This is a genomic window from Streptomyces sp. NPDC001852 (genome assembly GCF_042891825.1).
Lineage (GTDB): Bacteria > Actinomycetota > Actinomycetes > Streptomycetales > Streptomycetaceae > Streptomyces.
In genome coordinates this window covers 80,142-98,420 of sequence record NZ_JBIATN010000013.1, presented here as the reverse complement: position 1 = coordinate 98,420, position 18,279 = coordinate 80,142, and the positions used below count along the sequence as shown (strand labels likewise).

The window sequence follows — 18,279 nt, the reverse complement described above, 5'->3', positions numbered from 1 at the left end:
GGATGGGCTTACGGGGCGTGGACTCGCCTCAGTGACGGGCGGTCAGTTGTTCGAGCGTGCCGACCACCTCGGCGGCCGAGGGCAGGGCGGCGATCTCCCGCGCCAGTTCACCGGCCCGCTCGCGGTAGGACGGAACGGTGAGCAGCGCCTCAGCGGCCTTCCGCACGTCCGCGGCGGTCTCCTGCCCGGGCATCAGGCTGATCGCGGCGCCGAAGTCGGCGATCCGCTGCGCGGCCTCGATGAAGTTGCCGCCCTGGGGCACGACCAGCTGCGGGACCCCGGCGTTCATCGCAGTCAGTGCGGTGACACCGCCGCTGTGGTGAATGACCAGGTCGCTGGTCGGCACGACGACGTCGAGCGGCACCCAGCCGGCGCGTACGCCGGGCAGCTGCGCGCGCAGTTCCTCGGCGACCTCGTCCAGGGTGGCGACCACGATCTCCGCGTCCAGCGGAGCGAGGTGCGCCACCAGATCGCGCAGGAATCCGGTCTTCTGCGCGAGCACCAGGCGGCTGCCGGAGGTGACGACCACCCGTGGCCGCTCGCCGCGGGTGTACATCCACGGCTCCAGCGGGCGCTGCCCGTTGGCCGGGACCCACCGCATCGGCTGGGCGGGCGGCGCGTCCGACGGGCGCAGGCCTGGCGGGCAGATGTCGACGAACAGATCCGGCTCGGGCAGCGTCTCCAGTCCCAACTCGGCGAGTTCTGGCTGGAGTTCGATGCCGGCGGCCGGGTCGGTGCGCCAGGCGTCGCCGGTGTCCCAGGCCTGCCGGACGTAGGGCACACCGAGCCGGGCGGCAAGCAACGCGGCCGCGAACGACATCGAGCCGCCAACCACGAGGTCCGGGCGCCAGCGCTCCGCCAGATCCAGCAGTGCCGGCATGCTCGCCGCGGCCATCCGGCCGAACCAGCGGCCGGCGAAGTCCAGTTCCTCGAGCGGGGTCCGGGGCAACTGCACCGGATTGCCGGCGCGGTCCATGGTGGCGAAGCGGCGCACCGAAGCCGGTGCGACCGGTACGCCGGGCAGGCCGGTCCCCGAGATGTAGGGGACCATGTCCTCCAGCGCACCCATGAATACCTGGTGGCCCGCGTTACGGGCGGCGGTGGCAAGCGGGGCCAGCGCGAACACGGTCGCCGGGCTGCCGCTGGCGATGAACAGTATCTTCATGAACTTTCCAGTGGGCAGGGGAAGTCGGACCGATCAGTCGTTGATCAGGATGGTGTTGCCGTCGGGGTCTCGAACGAAGAAGCGGTGCATGGTGTCGTGCCGCTCTATCTCGCTGGGGCCGGCCGAGGCCAGTTCCTCCCGGGCCGCCTCCAGGTCCGCCTTGGTGAAGGCGAGGGCGATGGTGTCCCCACCGGTGTCACCGCCCAGCACCAGCTCGCGTCCCTCGCCGGTGTCCAGCACGATCCAGTTCTCGCCCTCCTTCACGGTGGGCAGGCCGAGCCGGTCGCGGTAGAAGGTGCGCATCGCCTCGAAGTCGGCGCACTTGATCAGGGTGGCGGTGAGTTCGCCGAACATGCGTTAGGTCCTCTCGATAGCAGTCGGCCGGCGTCTCAGCCGAGCAGCGTGCCGCCGCTGGCGTCGACGAAGGCGCCGGTGATCCAGCGCGCGTCCGCGGAGGCCAGGAAGGCCACCACATCGGCGATCACCGTGGGCTCGGCGACCTCCCCGAAGGCGCTCAGCTGCGACATGGCCGCCCGGACCTCCGGGACCCGGAACAGCTCGCTGCCGTTGTCGGTGCTGCCGGGCGCCACCGTGTTGACGGTGATCCGCCGCTTGCCCAGGTGCCGGGCGAGATGCAGGCTGATCTGTTCCAGAGCGCCCTTGGTCATCGCGTAGGTGACCTGCTCGGGGGCGGCGAACCGCGTGAGGCCGGAGGAGATGTTGATGATCCGGCCGTGGTCCGGGATCAGACTCAGGGCACGCTGGATGACGAAGAGCGGAGCCTTGGCGTTGACCGCCATCATCCGGTCGAACCACTCGCCGGAGATGTCCTCCGGCAGGGCGGTGCCCATCAGGCCGGCGTTGTTCACCAGGATGTCCAGCCGCGTGCTGCCGGCGTGCTCCTCCAGCTGGGCCTCCAGGCTCTTGAAGAGGATGTCGATGCCGTCGGCCAGGCCCAGCTCGGCCTGCACGGCGAAGGCGCGGCCACCCGCGGCGCGGATGTCGGCGACCACCTGCTCGGCTGCCTCCGTCCTGGTTCCGTAGTGCACCGCGACCAGCGCGCCCTCCTGTGCCAGCCGTTCGGCAATCGCCCGGCCGATGCCCCGGCTCGCGCCGGTGACCAGAGCAGTCCTGTCGGTGAGTTTGGGCATGGTGGTCCTCGTCTCGTGGGTGTATGGGGGTGGTCAGTAGCCGGCGGGCGCGCCGAACCACCTGCGCAGCGCCGGTCGCAGGTCGCCCTGCACGCCGGCCCAGACCACGTGCCCGTCCGGGCGTACCAGCAGGTCGTGGTCCACCAGGGCGGCTTGGGTGGCGGGCCGGCCCGCCACCAGGTCCACCCGGTCGGCCCAGGGCGCCAGTTCGGCGGCCAGCCGGGCGGTGCGGGCCTGGTCGCGGCCCAGCGCAAGCAGCAGACCTCGGCCGGTCCGCAGCAGACGCGCGACGTTCTCGCGGTGCTGACCGGTGACCAGCTCGAAGCCGGGCAGCCGGGCCCCGAGCAGCGGATGGTCTCCAGGACCGACCGGATAGCGGACGTCCAGGCCCGCGATACTGCGCGCCAGGTACCGCGCCACGCCGTCCAGGGTGAGCAGTTCGGCGAACACGGCGCGCAGCCCGTCCACCTCCGGGCCGCCGAGCAGCATCTGAGACTGCGCGGTGATGCCGGTCAACACTCGCTCGGCGACCGGGTGTCGCTCGTCGTGGTAGCTGTCGAGCAGACCGGCCGGTGCCCAGCCGCGGACCTGCGCGGCCAGCTTCCAGCCGAGGTTGGCGGCATCCTGCAGGCCCAGGTTCAGCGCCTGTCCGCCGACCGGCATCTGCTGGTGGGCGGCGTCCCCCGCCAGCAGGACGCGGCCCTGGCGGTACCGGGCGGCCTGGCGGCAGGCGTTGTCGAAGGCGTTGACCCACAGCGGGGTGCCGTGGCTGATGTCCTCGCCGGTCACCCGTGCCCAGGCGGCCGCCACCTCGGCGAACGTGGGCGGCCCGGTGCGAGGCGCCGCCCGGACCGCGAACTCGTGCACCATGACCCGGGTGACGCCGTCCGGGCGCCGGGCCGCGACGGCCATCCCGGCGGGGAAGCGTTCGAAGCGGCGCCCGGGGATGTCGATGCCGTCGACGTCGGCGCGCAGCAGCTCCTTGTCGGCCGCGGAGCCGGGGAAGTCGATGCCGGCCAGCCGCCGGACCGTGCTGTCCTCTCCGTCGCACCCGACCAGATGGGCGGCGCGGAGCCGTACCGGCCCGGCCGGGCCTTGTGCCAGCACCTCGACGTGGTCGGGGTGCTGGCAGAGTTCGGTGACCAGGTGACCGCGCCGGATCCGGGCGCCCAGGGCGGTGGCCCGGGCGGCCAGCAGCTCCTCGGTGCGTGCCTGGAGCACTTTCCACTGGCCCGCATACCGCGTGTCCAGCCCGCCCAGGTCAAGAGGCAAGCCGCCGTAGTGTCCCGCACGGTCGTTGGGGGGTGTGCCCAGCTCATCCAGCAGGCCGCGCTGGTCGAAGAACTCCATGGTGCGCGCGTGCAGGGTCGACGCCCGGGAGGCGGTCGCCGGGGCGGCCAGCCGCTCCAGCACGACCGTTGCCGCGCCGCCGAGCCGCAGTTCCGCGGCGAGCAGCAGCCCAACCGGGCCCGCGCCCACCACGATCACCTGGGTGTCCATGGTCAGCGCCGGCCCTCCGCGTAGGACTTGGCGTGTCCCAGGGTGGCGCGGCTGTTGGCGCTGAGCGCGGTCCGGATGTGTGTGCGGGCCTGCTCGACCCCGGCGTCGCCGCCCAGGACGGCGGCGATCTTCTCCGGGTTGACAACCACCGTGTGCTGGGAGGTGACGGCCACCCCGTCCGCGTTCGGCACCAGCCGCCACTGGCCGGTGTGCAGGGTCATCAGCGCCGGCAGCGTGGTCTGCTTGTAGACGATCAGTTCGTCCGGGAAGCACACCCGGATCGACTCGGTGGTGTGCGTGTGGCCGTCCACCGTGCGCGTGTCCATCCGCAGCGTCTGCACGCCGGGAGTGTCCTCGGTGAGCCGGACCGTCGCCACGTGCGGGAGTCGCTCGGACCACAGGTGGGCCTCGTTGAGGAAGTCGTAGACATCCTTGGCCGAGCCGTTGACCTGCACGGTGTCCTCGAAGGAGAACAGCAGGTCGTCCGCGGCGGTGGACAGTTCGACGTTGTGCTTGAGGGCGGCCAGCTCCGAGCGGCTGTTGCGGTCGACCGCCTCGTCGATCCACGCCAGTGACTGCGGGTCGTCGTCGACCGCGCGGTAGTCGTGCCGCAGTCGGACGCGGGACTCGGTCGCCGAGAGCGGCTCGACGATCCAGACACCGCCCATCGCGGCGACCGGCGGCGCGGATACCTCCTGACGGAACTCGATCCGCAGCGCCTCGGGGTCCAGCGCGCGGCGCGAGGACCAGTTCTTGACCACGCCGCCTGCGGTGGCCCAGATCCGGATGACCTCCTCCTGCGGGACGCGCTCCACGTGGTCGACGTGAACGGTCGGCGGGAATATCCGGGGCCAGTTCTCGACCTCGGCGATCAGCCGGTAGACGTCTTCGGCCGGGGCGGCGACCATGATCTCGTGCTCGGCCTCGCGGCGAGTCTGCTGGGGCATTGCTGTTCTCCTAGGGTCGATCGCGGCGGACTGCCGGTCAGAAGTTGCCGAGGCCGCCGCAAACGTTGAGCGCCTGGGAGGTGATCGACGCGGCGGTGTCCGAGGCCAGGTAGCCGACCAGGCCGGCCACCTCCTGCGGGGTCGAGTAGCGGCCGAGCGGGATCTTGGCCTGGAACTTCTCCAGAACCGCGTCCTCGGTGGTGTCGAACGCGGCCGCGTAGCCCTGGCGGACCCGCTGCGCCATCGGGGTCTCCACGTAGCCGGGGCACACCGCGTTGACGGTGATCCCGGTCGGGGCCAGCTCATTGCCGAGCGCCTTGGTGAAGCCGACCACGCCGTGCTTCGAGGCGGAGTAGGGCGCGCCCAGCACCACGCCCTGCTTGCCCGCGGTGGAGGCGATGTTGATGATCCGGCCGCGGTCCTTGGTCCGCATGCCGCCGGTGTTGAGCACCTCACGGGTCATCATGAAGACGCTGGTGAGGTTGGTGGCGATGACGTCCAGCCAGAGCGCGTCGTCGATGTCTGCGGTGACGCCGCCGCCGCTGCGGCCGGCGTTGTTGACCAGTACGTCGACGGTGCCCAGCCGGTCCACCGCCGCCTGCACGAGCGTGCGGATGTCCTGCGGGTCGCGGACGTCGCAGGCCGCGCCCTCGACGGTCAGGCCCTCGGCCCGCAGCGTCTCGACCGTGTCGGCGACGTTCTCGGCGCTGCGGGCGCAGATGAACACCGCGTGTCCCTGGCCGGCCAGGGTGCGTGTCACCTCCAGCCCGATTCCGCTGGTGGCTCCGGTGACCAGAGCCACCCGCTGTCCGTGGTCCGGCATGTCCCCTCCTGGTGGTGCGTCGGCTGATGTGGTGGGTGGCGCCGGCTCAGGCCGCGGCGGTGGCCAGCAGCTGCTCGTTCACGAGCTCGAGCAGTGCGCGTGGGGTCTTGGCGTCGGTCACCACGGAGTCGTCCAGGGTGATGTCGTACTCGCGCTCGATCCGGCCCGCGGTCTCGAGGAGCGCGAGGGACTCGTAGCCGAGTGCCTCCAGCTCGGTGTCGAGGATCTCGCCCTCGAGGTCGACCCCCTCCTCGGTGCCGGCCGCGTCGCGCAGGATCCGCTTGAGGTCCTCCAGGGTGAATTCCCGGGCAGTCATGTCGCTCCTTGGTTGTGGGTTCTCAGGTGGGTGATGGACCGGGTCAGCGCGCGGTGCGCACGACCAGGGCGGAGTTGAAGCCGCCGTAGCCGCGGGCGAGTACGAGCGCGGTGCGAAGCGGTGTCTCGCGCGGACTGCCGGTGACCAGGTCGAGCTGGTAGCCGGAGTCGGGGGTGGTGCCGGTGGTCGGTGGGATCACACCCTCGCGCAGGGCCAGCAGCGCGCAGGCCACGTCCAGCGGTGCCGCTCCCGAGTAGAGCCGCCCGGTCATCGTCTTGGGCGCGGTGACCGGCACACCGTGCGGGCCGAAGACCGCGGTGATCGCCTCCGCCTCGATCCGGTCCAGATCAGGCAGCGCGGCCGCGTCCGCGAACACCACGTCGACCTCGTCCGGCCCCATGCCGGCGTCCGCCAGGGCGAGTTCGATCGACCGGCGGAGCCCGGGCTCCCGTCCGCTGCCGGGCCGCGGGTCGAAGGTGGCGGCGTATCCGGCGATCTCGCCATAGATCTGCGCACCGCGGTCGCGCGCCGCGTCGGCGGCCTCCAGGACGAGCAGCGCTCCCCCTTCGCCGGGCACATGCCCGGCGGCGGCATCGTCGAACGGGACATAGGCCCGCTCGACATCCTCGCTGGTGCTCAGCCGTTCGCCGGCGAGTTGTGCCACCCAGCCCCACGAGCAGATCGAGGCATCGACACCGCCCGTGACGATCAGCCGGCTGCCCTTGCGGATCTGCCGCCGGGCGACGGCGATCGCGTCGAGGCCCCCGGCCTGGTCGCTGACCAGGACGCCGCTCGGACCCTTCATACCGTTCCGGATGGAGATCTGGCCGGTGTTGACCGCGTAGAACCAGGCGAAGGACTGGTACGCGCTGACGTGCCGGCTCCCGCGGGCCCACAGGTTCTGCAGTTCCTTCTGGCCGAACTCGAAACCGCCGGAAGAACTGGCAGTCACCACGCCCATGTCGTAGGCGGGCAGGGCCTGGGGATCCACGCCGGCGTCGGCGAGGGCCCAGTCGGCGGCCGTGAGCGCGAGCCGCGTCATCCGGTCCGTCTGCGGCAGGAGTCGGCTCGGCAGGTGGTCCGCGGCGACAAAGCCGTCGATCTGGCCGGCCAGTCTGGCCGGGTAGTCGCTCGGGTCGAACGCGGTGATCCGGCCGATGCCGCTGCGGCCCTCCCGGGTGGCGGCCCAGTACTCCTTCGCGCCCAGCCCGTTGGGAGCGGTCACACCCAGCCCGGTGACGACGACGGATGTGCTGCTCATGATCTGCTCCTGTCGGCGTCGGTCAGCACCATGGCGCTCTGGAATCCACCGAACCCGCTGCCCACGGTCAGCACCGTGTCGGTGTGCCAGTCCCGGGCGGTGAGCGGCACGTAGTCCAGGTCGCACTCCGGGTCCGGGGTGTGCAGGTTCGCGGTCGGCGGTACGACGTTGTTGCGGATCGCCAGCACCGAGGCGGCGATCTCGATCGAACCGATCGCGCCCAGCGAGTGGCCGACCATCGACTTGATGGAGCTGACCGGCACCCGGCGGGCGTGCTCGCCCAGACTCCGCTTGAACGCCGCGGTCTCGTGCCGGTCGTTCTGCACGGTGCCCGAGCCGTGGGCGTTGATGTAGTCGATGTCCTCGGCGTCGAGCCGGGCCTCGTCCAGCGCGGTACGGATGGCCTCGGCCATCTCCCGGCCGTCGGGGCGCAGCCCGGTCATGTGGAAGGCGTTGCAGCGGGTGGCGAAGCCCGCGATCTCGGCGTAGACCGTGGCACCGCGCTGCCGCGCGTGCTCCAGCGTCTCGAGGACGAAGACGGCCGCCCCCTCACCGAGGACGAATCCGTTGCGGGTGGCGTCGAAGGGCCGGGAGGCGTGCTCGGGGTCGTCGTTGCGCGGGGTGGTCGCCTTGATCGCGTCGAAGCAGGCCATGGTGATCGGCGAGATCGGGGCGTCGGTCGCACCGGCGATCATCACGTCGGCCGATCCGTCGCGGATCAGCTCGACCGCGTGCCCGACCGAGTCCAGGCCGGAGGTGCACCCGGTGGAGACCACGGTCACCGGACCCTCCGCGCCTACCGACCAGGCGACCTCCTTGGCGAAGGAGCTGGGCACGAAGAAGTTGTAGAGGTGCCTGGGGGCATAGCGGTGGTCGACCAGGTCGAGGCGGCCGCTGTCGCTCACCACCCGGTACTCCTCGTCGAGACCGGTCGTGGCGCCGACCGCGCTGCCGATGGTGACGCCCATCCGGTGCGGGTCCAGCTGGTCCAGCTCCAGGCCGCTGTCGGCCACCGCCTCCCGGGCGGCCACCACCGCGAACTGCCCGGCGCGGTCGCTCCGGCGGATCTCCTGCGGCCGCAGCCCGTGCTCGTACGGGTCGAAGTCGACCTCGGCGGCGACCCGGGAGCGGAACGGGGTGGGGTCGAAGAAGGTGATCCCGCGGGTGGCGGTCCGGCCCTCGCTGAGCAGCGCCCAGAAGTTCTTGGTCCCGATGCCGCCCGGGGCCAGCACTCCGACCCCGGTGATCACGACACGCCGTCCGGTCATCGCTGGGCCTGCCAGTGGTAGAAGCGCGTGGCCATGGCGTCCGAGGGCGAGCGCCAGGTACTGGGGTCGTAGGCCTGGATGTACGGCTTGAGGTCCTGGCTGACCTGCACGAAGAGCGGGTCCTCCTTGGCCTGTTCTATGTGCTCCCCGCCATGCTCGCCGTCGAAGTCCTGGAGGTGGAAGTAGAGGCCGCGGTAGGCGAACAGCTGGCGGCGCCGGGTGCCCATGCGATGCGGCATGTCGGTCTCGTCGAACGCGCCGAAGAGCCGGGCCACCTCGTCGCTGGAACCGACGTCCATCCGGGCGACGATCAGGTTGCTGTGCACAGAGAATCTCCTTCGTTCGAGCTGGGCCTTCTATCGGGCGGGGCCGAACCACCGATGCAGGGCGGCCGGCAGCTCCAGGTGGCTTTCCGGGGTCCAGGCGACGTGCCCGTCGGGGCGGACCAGGACGGCCGCGGTGGCCTTGAGCGGGCTGTCGTCCGCGAGGCCGCGCACCGCGGCGGTGCACACGTCGACACGGTCGGACCAGGGCTCGGCCTCCTTGCGCAGCGCGGGGTCGTCGGCGAGGTCCAGCAGCACGCCGTTGGCCGGGTGCAGCAGCTCGGTGGCGCAGATGGGACCCGCCGCGGTGTCGAGCTCAAGCGACGGCAACCTGTGGCCCAGCAGGGGATGGCCGCCCGCGCCGACCTCGTAGCGGATCTCCAGTCCGCTGACCATGGCGGCCAGATGACGGTTGACCCCGTCGAATGAGAGCAGTTCGCCGAGCACGTCGCGCAGCGGCTGGAACTCGTCACCGCCGAGGATGAGCAGCCCCTGGGCCCGGGTGTTCATCAGCAGGCGCTGTCCCACCGGATGGCGCTCGGTGTGGTACGTGTCCAGCAGGTCCGCCGCGGCAGCCCCGCGCGCCACGGCGGCGAGCTTCCAGCCGAGGTTCATCGCGTCCTGGATGCTGGTGTTCATGCCCTGGCCACCGGCCGGCAGGTGGATGTGCGCGGCGTCACCGGCCACCAGCACCCGGCCCCGGCGGTATTCGGACACCTGGCGGGCCGCGTCGGAGAACGAGCTGACCCACACCGGTTCGCCATGCGAGATGTCGGTGCCCATCAGGCGCTGCCAGGCGGCGGCGACCTCAGCGTAGGCGGGCGGCTCGGCGCGCCGGCGGGGCGGTGCGTCGCGCTCACCCACGATGATCCGGTGGATCCCCTCGCCGAAGGGGCCGACCATCACCATGCCGCCGGGCAGGGTCTCACCGATCATCCGCGGCTCGAGGTCCAGGCCGCGGACATCGGCGAGAAACAGCTCGCGGCTCGCCGCCGTCCCGGGGAAGTCGAAGCCGGCGGCCTTGCGGACCAGACTGCGCCCGCCGTCGCAGCCGACCAGGTAGCCGGCTCGCAGCCGGATCACGCCGGCCGGACCGGCGACCTCGACCTCGACGCCCGCGCCGTCGTCGTGCAGCGAGAGGACCTCGTGGCCGCGGCGGATGTCGGCACCCAATTCCACGGACCAGTCCTCGAGCACCTCCTCGGTGCGCGACTGGGGGACCGTCTTGGCCGCCAGGTGCTTGCTGTCCAGCTCGTGGAAATCGACCGGGATGCCGCCGAAGTGGCCTTGGCCGCTGGTCTCGATATTCCCGAAACGGTTCAGCAGGCCGCGCTGGTCGAATACCTCCATCGTGCGGATGGTGAAGCCCAGACCACGGGATTCTCCAGTGCGCCGGAGATGCCTTTCCAGAACGATTACATCGGCGCCACCCAAGCGCAGCTCAGCGGCCAGCATCAATCCCGCCGGGCCGGCTCCCACCACAATCACTGAGGCATCCACGTTTCCCCCTGGCTGCTGTTGAAGTACCTGACTAGGACATCGATCGGCAGGTGCCGGACACCGCGCAATGGAAGCCGTTGAAGAGATTGTTCGTTGAACCGGGCAAAGTCAATCGATGCATCCCGGGCCACGAAAGGCTTTGGTCAGGAAAACGTCAAAACAGCAGTGCCCGGCAAGCCGGAAGTCAATGCAACGAAAATTGTGTCGAGAGTCACACGACGGCGAGGCACCGCCGGGATCGGTCAGCGCGCGGGCGGAAAACGCAACGGCCGGGTCCGCCACGCGAACGCGCGGCGGACCCGGCCGTCGTGCTGCCTCGAGAGGCGGCGGTGGGGTGGCCCGAGAGCGAGTATCAGTAGTTACCGAAACGGAATCCCACACCACGTACGGTGATGATCCATTCGGGGGCACCGAGCTTCTGGCGCACCATGTTGACGTGCGTGTCAAGGGTCCGGCTGACCTGGCGGCCCATGTCAGCGGCGCCCTTCGCGCCCTTCCACACCTCGGTCATCAATCGCTCCCGGGAGAGCACCGCCCGAGGCTGGGAAGCCAGCAGATAAAGCAGGTCAAATTCTTTTCTGGTCATCGCTATCGAGCGTCCGTTGAGGCACACTTCACGGCTCTCCCGGTCAATACTCAAAGGTCCGCGAGAAATTCGGTGCACGCTCGGCGGACGATGCCGGGCACGTCGCATGACCGCCTCGATCCGAGCGGTCAGTTCGCGGAATCCGTAGGGCTTCGCCAGGCAATCGTCGCAGCCGGCCTGCAGACTCAGAACTCGGTCAAGTTCGGTGTCTCGCGCCGTGAAGGCGATGATGGGAATGTCGCTGGAGGCACGGACCGCCCGGCAGATCTCAAGGCCGTCGACATCGATGAGCTCCAGCCCGAGCAGCATCAGGTCGTACTCCTGGTGCGCCTCCAGGGCCGCCACACCGTTGGCCGCGATTCCGACGTCGTAGCCATGACGCCGAAGCCTCTGCTGCAGGGCACCAGCATGGTCGGCATCGGATTCCGCCAGAAGAACTTGCATTGACTCCCCCGTCTCTCAATGCCCGACAACGGCCGATCGGTCGTTCAGCCGACGGACGCGCGGCCGGGGTTCGAGCGGCGAACGGGCGATCGACGGAGAGCGCGGGATGGCCGGAACGGTCCTGCGCCGTCCCGGGCGAGGCGGTGCCCCCCCAACCTGCGTACTGCTCTGCCACGGGACCGCCCCCAGTCTCGATCCCTTCAGCTGCTGGTCCGCTGTAGCGGGCCTTCAGGATGCCGCAGCGTACGCCATAGTTGGCAAGGGCTGTCAACTATTGTGGACAGAGAGTCCGTCTGGCACAGTTGGTGCCAAAACGTGGCCGTGCTCAGAGTCGAGCATTCGGCCTTGATGCTGGAGGGGAGAGCGAGACATGGCCACTGCTGACTCGCGCACCGGAGGACCGCTGGTGGAGGGTTTCGGTGACCGCCTCCAGAGGCTGATCAACGCCATGTACCCGGACGAGCGGAAGCGCCCCGGCTACACCAGGCTGGCGAAGGAGATCCGCGAGGCGACCGGTGGCAGCATCTCGGGCACCTATCTGTGGGAACTGGCCACCGGCAAGAAGTGCAACGTGACGCTCGACCAGCTCAATGTCCTGGCCCAGTTCTTCGGTGTGCCAGCCGAGTACTTCCTCAACACCGACGTCGCCGAGCGGGTCGAAGCCCAGCTCAGGGTCGCCATCGCGCTGCGTGACGCACGCGTGCGCAGCATCGCCCTGAGGGCTGACGGCCTCTCCGCGCAGGCGCTGGACGCCCTGCTCGTGATGGTCAACGAAGCCCGCAAGCTCGAGCGCCTCTCGCCGGTCGACGAAGGGGACGGCAGCGCGGCCGTCTGACGCCCGGCGCCCCCGATGGCGGACGAGTCGGACTGTACGCCGGGTTCAGTCCGAGCTGGAATCGACCTTCGGGACCCGCAGCCGACCGCCTTCAAGGTGGGGGCTTTCGGGGTCACGCCGTCAGCCACCTGAGCCCCTGAGCTCGTAGCCCTGTCGTCGCACTGCGTTCTGTTTCGCGGCAGCTCACGCCGTGGGCGCCATCACCACCAGCGGTGACGGCTGCCGCCACGCTGGTCTCGCCCGATGACCCGATAAGCAGGGACGTGGGCTGGCCGTGCTGCCGAGAGGCTCTGAGGCATCGCTCGACATGTCCAAGCCGCCGATACCGCGAAGAAGGAGCCCCTCTACAAAGCCCCTGGGCATCACGATCACCTACGACAACGCAAGGAGGACCGCCACCGTTAGGTCGAGGCCCTCGATTCCGTATCGCTACAAGGAGTGTCCGAGGGGCGAGTTGACCGGTGACGATACGGTCTTGGTGGCACAGGGGCGACTCCGCCCGCAGACCAGGGCGTGGGCCATGCGGTGTTCAGGCTTTATGCCCAATTGCTGAGTCAGGTGGCGCCAGACCGATGGTGGCGAGGATGGTTCGCACCGGAACCGGACGCGTCGCCCTGGCCACTGGGTGCCTAGTCGCAGTCCCGGGAAACGAGGAGGCTTGCTCGCTCGACGAGATGTGATCTCCTTGCGTTGTCACACATGCGGCCTGTGACACGGGCTGCGTCAAGTCGCCGCCAGCCGACATGGGATGAGGTCGAATGTCGAGAGGTCCCCGCTGACGCCCCTGACAGCACGTCGCCCTGCCGCACAGCGGTGGGGCGACGTGCTGCGCCTGGATGGCTGCTACTTCATGGCCGCCAGAGCCGCGTCGACACCCGCAGCGGGCGAGCCGAGGCCGGTGACGGTGTCGTAGCCGGGGCCGGCTGTGCATTCCGTGCCGCAGCCGCCGTTGGAGCCGGAGATGACGTCCCGCAGGTAGGTGCTTCCGAGGGCATAGACGTCGGTGTGTGCCGTGTCCCCGTCCCGGCCGTTCGAGGCCAGGTGGGGCTTGCCGGCGGTGGCCCGGAGCTGGTCGGCCGAGGCGGCTCCACCCATTCGGTGTGGCTGAAGGTGGGCGGCACGAGCCTGTCCGCCCCGATCTGGGGTGCGATCATCGTGTAGGTCATCGTCAGGTACACCGGCACGCCGGTGACGGGATCGGCCACGAAACTGACGTCCGGTGTGGCCCGCAGCGGCGAGGACTGCACGCCGTCCTGGTACGCCGGGCGCGGCTCGAAGTAGCTCAAGCCGCCGCCGGTGGAGTGCCACGCCGTCTCGCTCACGGTGTTGCCGTTTGCGTCCAGTTGGAGGGTGGTGCCCCCGATGGCCAGCACGTAGGGGTTGGTGGCGGAATAGCCGGCGGGGTAGCCGGCGTCCCCGGTGGACTGGACGCAGACCGAGTCGGCCAGCTTGCAGTGGCCGTCGTAGAAGCCCTGCTCGGAGAACTCGCCTGCACCCCAGCTGTTGCTGACGGCGGACGGGTGCAGTGCCGCGGCGGCGTCGTCGGCCTGGGACAGGCCGGCCATGGTCGGGTCCGCGGCCTCGACCAGGACAATCTTGGCGTGCGGGGCGACCGAGTGCGCCCACTCGATGTCCAGTGCCTCCTCCTCGTTCCAGCCGGTGTCCGCCTCGGGCTGGGTGCCGTCCGCGTAGGCCTGCTGGAAGTCGAAGCAGTCCGCCCCCGCGCTCACCGTGTCGCACGTCTGCGGCAGGTTGAAGTGCGCGGAGAAGTGGTTCAGGTCGTCCTTCGCCGTCGGGTAGTGGTAGGCGTCGACGATCGCGATGGTCTGACCGGTGCCGTCACCCTTCAGGCCCAGGCGTGCCTGGATCTGCTGCGGGGTGTAGCCGGGGACGAGCTCCTTCGCGTTGTCCGCCCCCATGCTCAGCTTCTTGGCTGCCGGAGTCGTCGTCTGGATCTTGATCGGGTCCGAGACGGTGCCGATCGGCATGCCGAGGTCCTTCAGTGGGCTCGCGCTGCGGATCTGGTCGCCGTGGAACTGGGTGGCCTTGGCTGCGGCCTGGGGTGCCGCGGCCGACGTGCCGCCGCTCGGAGCGCTCGGGATCCGGGTGGGCTCGTCCTCGGAGAGCTTGTACGTGGTCAGGCCGTGCGGGAAGTAGTCGATGTCGTTGACGCCGTCGCCGATCGCCTGGGCCGAGATGTTCAGGGCCTGCCAGTCGAGCGCGAGACCGATCATGTCGTCACCCGGCCCGTCGCCCAGTCGCACGGTCTGGACCTGGCTCGCCCCCAGGGCGGAGTCCGTGGCGCTCTCGCGCAGGAACCCGTCAGAGTTTCGTCGCTCGGGTGGACGTCGGAGAGACGACCGCCAGCGGCCTTGACCTCGACAAGTACCTCGCCAGGTCCGGGCAGGGGAACAGGTGCTTGTTCCACAAAGCAATCCGGCTCCGGCCCGTCCGCCTCAACAGGCTTTCAGAAGCAGCAGAGCGGTGTCGTCGGAACGATCGCCCGACGGCTGGGCATGAGCGACAAGGGTGTCGGCGATGTTGTCCAGCGGGCCGGTGGCTTCGGAGAGGACCGCCGCCAGGCCGGTGAGGGCGGTGTCGTGGTCCGTGCCGGGGGTTTCGATGAGTCCGTCGGTGTAGAGGACCAGGAGGGTGCCCGGCGGCAGCGGGATGTCCGCGGTGGGGTACTCCGCCGCGGGGTCGACGCCCAACAGAGGACCTGGCGGTGCTGCCAGGATGTCGGTGTGCAGGTCGGGGCGGCGCAGCAGGGGCGGGCAGTGGCCCGCAGTGGACAACTGGGCTATGTGGCGGACCGGATCGATGTGCGCGTACAGGCAGCTGGCGAGCAGGCCGGGGTCGAGGTCGTTGAACAAGTGATTGGTGTGAGCCAGGACTTCGCCCGAGGTTGCGCCCGCCACGGCGTAGGCGTGGACCGCGGTGCGCACCTCGCCCATCAGGCCGGCGGCGCTGACACCGTGGCCCTGCACGTCTCCGATGACGGCGGCGGCTTCGGTGTCCGACAGGCGGATCAGGTCGTAGAAGTCGCCGCCCACCTCCATGCCGTGGCTGGCGGGCAGATAGCGGGCGGCCACGTCCAGGCCGTGCATCGCCGGCAGCGTACGGGGCAAGAGGCCGGCCTGGAGGCCCTCCGCCAGCTGGTGCTTCGCGTCGTACTGCCGGGCGCGGTCCAGGGACTGGGAGATCAGGGCACTGATGGCGGTGAGGGTGGCGCGCTCCTGCAACGTGAAGGAGCGGGGTTGCCGGTAGCCGACCACGCAGACTCCGAAGTACTGTCCGGAGGCCATGAGCGGCAGCCATGCCCACGCACCCAGACCGTCGTCGATGTCCGCGCTCTCGGGATAAGCCGCACGGAGCTCGGCCCGGTCGGCGAAGAAGGACGGCACCCCCTGGGGCAGTCCCCACACCGGTGCCCCGGTGGTCAGCCCGGGGAGCGGCAGGTCGGAGGCGAGGGGGGCGTGGTCGACAAGGTCGACCAGCTCAGGGCTGAAGCCATGGTGGCCGACGGCCCGTACCCGGCCCGCCTCCGCGACCAGCAGGGCGAAGGCCTGCGCGTGCAGGGTCACCAGAAGGTGGCCGGCCACCAGGTCCACGACCTCGTCGACGGAGGCCGCCGCTGCCAGGCCGCCGGAGAGCCGCATCATGTGGTAGTGGGCGTCCAGGCCGGCGGGGCCGGGCGCCGTCCCGGCACCGACGGCCAGTTCATCTGGGCTGTGGGTGGCGTCGGTAGCAGCGGATATACGCAGGCTCACACCGGTGCGGTCCGGGTAGAGCTGGAACAGCAGTTCTCTGCCGGTACGAGGCTGGTTCACCGTGTAGGACGTCGGGAGCTGGCTCGCGACTGCGGCCTGGTACCGCAGCCGGTACGACGCGGGAGACAGCCACGGCACGGCTTCCCACACCCGGGCGCCCAGCAGATGCGGGATGCTCTCGCCCAGCAGATCGGCCGCAGTGTGGTCGACGAAGGTGATCCGCCCCCGCACGTCGAGTCGGCACGCCCCTTCGGGAAGAGCGGCTATGAAGTCCGCTGCGGCCTGCGAGTGAGCCGGTGCCGAGGGATGCGCGGGCGCCGGCGGCAGCAGACGTGCCGAGAGCCCGGGCTGCAAGCTGTGCCCGGCCTCGGCGGCGTCCCGCAGCAGCACGGCGATACAGCGGGCCGCAGTCGTGAACCGGCCCTGTGCGCGCGCATCCGGCGCGGGCGATTTCTGAGAGAACAGCACCAGCATGACGCCCCACACGCGGGAGCCGGCCACGAGCGGGGCCGCCGCGACGGCGCCCACGAACGGGAAGGTGAGGGCCAGCTGGGGATAGCGGCGGGCGAACTCTTCACCGGAGTCGACCCACACCGGATGCCGCTGCAGAATCGCTTCGGCGAGTGGGCTGTCGGCTACGCCGGCCACCTGTAGGCGACGCAGCAGGCTGACGAACCCGGTGGGCATCCCGACGCTCGCGTCGAGGACCAGGACTTCGCCGCCGGGCTCGAGCAAAAAGAGCGCCCCCGCGTGCGCACCCATGCCGGCCACCGTCCGGGTCACGATCTGATCCAGCAGCTCCTGGAGGGCAGCGGGTTGCAGTTCCCTGCCACTGGCCATCCGACACGCTCCGCGAAGTCGTGCGCCTCTCTGCAGGATAGGCCGGGCGATGCGGGTCTGCTGCCTCCTGCGAAGCCATGGGTGGACAGGGAGGTCCCGCGCCCCCACGATGATGCTGCCCGGGCGGAGCCGCCGCATGGGCTGCTGCGGTAAGGAGCGGCCGGCCGAGCACCCGATGTGACACGGGCGTAGCGAGGAAGAGGCCCCCCGTACGACTCAGATCGTCGTGGACCTCACCTGCTGCCAAGGCCATGCACAGTGCGTTTTCCTCGTGCCGGACGTGTTCCAGCTGCACGGGTAGGAGGCGCCTGCTGTACGGCCCAGCCGCTGTCGAGGATCAGCTGGAGCGCGTACGCCAGGCCGCGGCGGCGTGCCCGGTCCACGCCATCCTCCTCGATGAGGAGGTGAGCGGTGGTGCCCGGTGATCCGCGGCATGTCCGTATCGTCATCGTCGGCGCGTCGCCGGCCGGGCTGACGGCCGCGGAGGCGCTGCGCGAGGAGGTCTTCTCACCTGCTCTGCGAGCGGTGCGCAGTCGTCCCCGGTCCGCCACCGCGCGGCGCGCGGTCGGACCTTGTGGCGCGTCACGCGGCAGCGGGAAGGAGGCCCCGGGCGACTTCGCGGGCCTCGGCCGGGCAGAGCCCGAGCATGTTTAGGAGCATCTCGGCCATGGTGGCTGCGGCCTGCTCGATATCGGTCTCGGGCTTGCTGAACCACAGCTCCAGAAGCGCCAGCAGGCTGCCGTTGAGCGCGGACAGGGCGATGCCCGGGTCGAGTACCGTGAAGCGGCCTGCGGCGATGCCCTGTTCCAGGTCGCGCCTGACACGGGGAGCCAGTCCGCTGCCGGCGCATATGCGGCCGAGGTCGCTGTGGCACAGGATCCGCATGATCTCCGGGTGTGACTCGGCCAGGAGCGCGCTGAGCCGCAGACCCCCGGCGAGGCGTTCGGCGGGATCGTCGACGCCGTACAGGCGTTGGTCGATGGTTTGGCCGAACTCCTCCATTGCATCGTGGACGGCCGCATCGAACAGCTCCGGCTTGGAGCCGAAGTGGTTGTAGAAGGAACCGAACCCGACGTCCGCGCGCTCCGCGATGGCCCGGATGCTGGCGCTGGTGTCGCCGGACTCCGCCAGGATCTCCCGCGCCGCGCGGACGAGTGCCTGCCGGGTCTCGGTGCGACGGCGTTCGAATCGATTGCCGAGTGGAACTGACATGGGCACGCTCCCCAGATAGCAGCAGTTCTGACAATTTCCTCATTGCATTGACAGGCCCGGCCGCCCCACGGTCGACACCCCTCAGCCTGAGGTGACCCCGCCTACATATGTGATTGTTTGATCAATTCTGCGATTCCCTTGACGATGAAGCTGTCATGGATGATGCTTTCATCAGAAATAATCTAACATGGACAGGGATGTCGTGGTTGTAGTCCTTAGCGACTGCATGGGCGAATTACCCCACCCTCCAGCACGCCACAAGGAGGGTCTGAGCCCTGATCCGACACACCGTGCTCGCCTGCCGCCGCTGCCGTCCCGCGGATCGGCGTACCACACCG

Annotated in this window: 17 protein-coding genes; 2 read left to right on the top strand and 15 right to left on the bottom strand. The window is 70.0% G+C overall.

Going from position 1 to position 18,279, the window contains the following annotated elements:
• Positions 1-28 precede the first annotated feature (28 nt).
• The 12 genes from ACFYZB_RS23205 to ACFYZB_RS23150 all read right to left on the bottom strand — a co-directional run bounded on the left by ACFYZB_RS23205 (position 29) and on the right by ACFYZB_RS23150 (position 11,284).
• The gene (locus tag ACFYZB_RS23205; protein WP_388761665.1) at positions 29-1,165 is read right to left on the bottom strand and encodes a glycosyltransferase; all 1,137 of its coding nucleotides are present in this window, start codon (positions 1,163-1,165) and stop codon (positions 29-31) included.
• Between the two features lie 33 nt (positions 1,166-1,198).
• A complete protein-coding gene (locus ACFYZB_RS23200) occupies positions 1,199-1,519 on the bottom strand; it encodes a VOC family protein (RefSeq protein ID WP_388761663.1) in 321 nt (106 codons plus the stop codon).
• 35 nt (positions 1,520-1,554) lie between these two features.
• Positions 1,555-2,316 carry an SDR family oxidoreductase gene (locus tag ACFYZB_RS23195; protein WP_388761660.1) on the bottom strand — a complete coding sequence of 254 codons (762 nt, stop codon included), beginning with the start codon at positions 2,314-2,316 and terminating at the stop codon, positions 1,555-1,557.
• A gap of 33 nt (positions 2,317-2,349) precedes the next feature.
• Positions 2,350-3,816: an FAD-dependent monooxygenase gene (locus ACFYZB_RS23190; protein ID WP_388761657.1), complete on the bottom strand. Its 1,467-nt coding sequence runs from the start codon at positions 3,814-3,816 to the stop codon at positions 2,350-2,352.
• Between the two features lie 2 nt (positions 3,817-3,818).
• Complete coding sequence (locus tag ACFYZB_RS23185) at positions 3,819-4,763, bottom strand: aromatase/cyclase (RefSeq protein ID WP_388761655.1); 945 nt, start codon at positions 4,761-4,763, stop codon at positions 3,819-3,821.
• A 37-nt stretch (positions 4,764-4,800) separates the two neighbouring features.
• Positions 4,801-5,586 carry a 3-oxoacyl-ACP reductase FabG gene (fabG, locus tag ACFYZB_RS23180; RefSeq protein WP_388761652.1) on the bottom strand — a complete coding sequence of 262 codons (786 nt, stop codon included), beginning with the start codon at positions 5,584-5,586 and terminating at the stop codon, positions 4,801-4,803.
• Positions 5,587-5,632: 46 nt separating this feature from the next.
• Positions 5,633-5,902, bottom strand: coding sequence for an acyl carrier protein (locus tag ACFYZB_RS23175; RefSeq protein WP_388761649.1), 270 nt, complete (start codon positions 5,900-5,902; stop codon positions 5,633-5,635).
• A 43-nt stretch (positions 5,903-5,945) separates the two neighbouring features.
• Positions 5,946-7,163 (bottom strand): ketosynthase chain-length factor, encoded by a 1,218-nt coding sequence (locus ACFYZB_RS23170; RefSeq protein ID WP_388761646.1) that lies wholly within the window; start codon positions 7,161-7,163, stop codon positions 5,946-5,948.
• Positions 7,160-8,431: a beta-ketoacyl-[acyl-carrier-protein] synthase family protein gene (locus tag ACFYZB_RS23165; RefSeq protein ID WP_388761643.1), complete on the bottom strand. Its 1,272-nt coding sequence runs from the start codon at positions 8,429-8,431 to the stop codon at positions 7,160-7,162. The genes ACFYZB_RS23170 and ACFYZB_RS23165 overlap by 4 nt, the downstream gene beginning before the upstream one ends.
• Positions 8,428-8,757: a TcmI family type II polyketide cyclase gene (locus ACFYZB_RS23160; RefSeq protein WP_388761640.1), complete on the bottom strand. Its 330-nt coding sequence runs from the start codon at positions 8,755-8,757 to the stop codon at positions 8,428-8,430. Before ACFYZB_RS23160 ends, ACFYZB_RS23165 begins: the two co-directional genes overlap by 4 nt.
• 30 nt (positions 8,758-8,787) lie before the next feature.
• Positions 8,788-10,254: an FAD-dependent monooxygenase gene (locus ACFYZB_RS23155; protein ID WP_388761636.1), complete on the bottom strand. Its 1,467-nt coding sequence runs from the start codon at positions 10,252-10,254 to the stop codon at positions 8,788-8,790.
• A 352-nt stretch (positions 10,255-10,606) separates the two neighbouring features.
• On the bottom strand, positions 10,607-11,284 hold the full coding sequence (locus ACFYZB_RS23150) for a response regulator transcription factor (protein ID WP_388761634.1): 678 nt from the start codon (positions 11,282-11,284) through the stop codon (positions 10,607-10,609).
• A gap of 370 nt (positions 11,285-11,654) precedes the next feature.
• On the opposite strand from ACFYZB_RS23150, the gene ACFYZB_RS23145 reads away from it, so the two are divergent.
• Entirely contained in the window at positions 11,655-12,119 is a 465-nt protein-coding gene (locus ACFYZB_RS23145; protein ID WP_388761631.1) for a hypothetical protein, read from the top strand.
• 848 nt (positions 12,120-12,967) lie between these two features.
• Here the strand turns inward: ACFYZB_RS23145 and ACFYZB_RS23140 are convergent.
• Positions 12,968-14,383 (bottom strand): hypothetical protein, encoded by a 1,416-nt coding sequence (locus ACFYZB_RS23140; RefSeq protein ID WP_388761628.1) that lies wholly within the window; start codon positions 14,381-14,383, stop codon positions 12,968-12,970.
• Between the two features lie 192 nt (positions 14,384-14,575).
• Positions 14,576-16,729 (bottom strand): SpoIIE family protein phosphatase, encoded by a 2,154-nt coding sequence (locus ACFYZB_RS23135; RefSeq protein WP_388761625.1) that lies wholly within the window; start codon positions 16,727-16,729, stop codon positions 14,576-14,578.
• A gap of 226 nt (positions 16,730-16,955) precedes the next feature.
• Here ACFYZB_RS23135 and ACFYZB_RS23130 point away from each other — a divergent pair, with 226 nt between their 5' ends.
• Positions 16,956-17,030 (top strand): ferredoxin, encoded by a 75-nt coding sequence (locus ACFYZB_RS23130; protein WP_388762080.1) that lies wholly within the window; start codon positions 16,956-16,958, stop codon positions 17,028-17,030.
• Positions 17,031-17,311: 281 nt separating this feature from the next.
• Here ACFYZB_RS23130 and ACFYZB_RS23125 read toward each other — a convergent pair whose 3' ends face one another.
• Positions 17,312-17,947: a TetR/AcrR family transcriptional regulator gene (locus ACFYZB_RS23125; protein ID WP_388761622.1), complete on the bottom strand. Its 636-nt coding sequence runs from the start codon at positions 17,945-17,947 to the stop codon at positions 17,312-17,314.
• Positions 17,948-18,279 lie beyond the last annotated feature (332 nt).